This window comes from Alcanivorax sp. HI0083 (genome assembly GCF_001635175.1).
The window spans coordinates 1-911 of the sequence record NZ_LWFX01000029.1 but is presented as its reverse complement, the minus strand read 5'-3'; the positions used below and the strand labels follow the sequence as shown (position 1 = coordinate 911).

1 protein-coding gene and 1 pseudogene are annotated in these 911 nt (G+C 54.3%); both read right to left on the bottom strand.

Going from position 1 to position 911, the window contains the following annotated elements; translation table 11 throughout:
• On the bottom strand, positions 1-179 hold a 179-nt coding region (locus A3754_RS25860; protein WP_156496628.1), incomplete at its 3' end, for a DUF444 family protein.
• Positions 180-352: 173 nt separating this feature from the next.
• Positions 353-911, bottom strand: a pseudogene (locus A3754_RS00370) (PrkA family serine protein kinase); the annotation flags it as partial.

Sequence of the window (911 nt, the reverse complement as noted above, 5' to 3'; positions counted from 1 at the left end):
GACAGGTCCTTGCGGGGAATGCTTATCCGCTCACCTTGCTCCATGTCCTTGATGGAACGGCGGCTGACCGCATCGTTGACGGCATCGCGAATGTGCGAACGATAGCGGCGCAGGAAGCGCTGCCGGTTAACGGTGCTTTTGCGTTTATCGTTCAGGCGACGGTCAATAATGTAGCTCATGGGCTTCCTCCGGAAGCAGCTTCAGGCGACACGCTTGACGCAACAACGTGGGTGGGACTTGGGCGTTTTTTGACGTTGTCTCCGCGATCGCGCCAAGGCGTAGAGAGAGCAATGCGTAACGCTAAAACCGTTATTTCGTGTTGTTGCGTGTTACGTGAAGCATGCTGCGTCTCCTATTGCGCCTTACGCACCCGCAGGTACCACTCGGACAGCAGGCGTACCTGCTTTTCCGTGTAGCCGCGGGAGACCATGCGTTGCACGAAGTTATTGTGTTTACGCTGGTCGTCCTCGCTGCCTTTGGCGTTAAAGGAAATGACGGGCAGCAGGTCTTCGGTGTTGGAGAACATTTTCTTTTCGATCACATCGCGCAGTTTCTGGTAGCTGAGCCAGCTGGGGTTCTTGCCGTGGTTGTTGGCGCGGGCACGAAGGACGAAGTTGACCACTTCGTTGCGGAAGTCCTTGGGGTTGGAGATGCCGGCCGGTTTTTCGATTTTTTCCAGGTCTTCATTGAGCGCCTGGCGGTCGAATATTTCACCGGTATCCGGGTCGCGGAACTCCTGATCCTGAATCCAGAAGTCTGCATAGATGACGTAGCGGTCGAAAATGTTCTGGCCATACTCGGAATAAGATTCGAGATAAGCAGTCTGGATTTCCTTGCCGATGAACTCTACGTAGCGCGGCACCAGGTATTCCTTGATAAAGCGACGGTATTGTTCTGATTTTTCCTGCGGG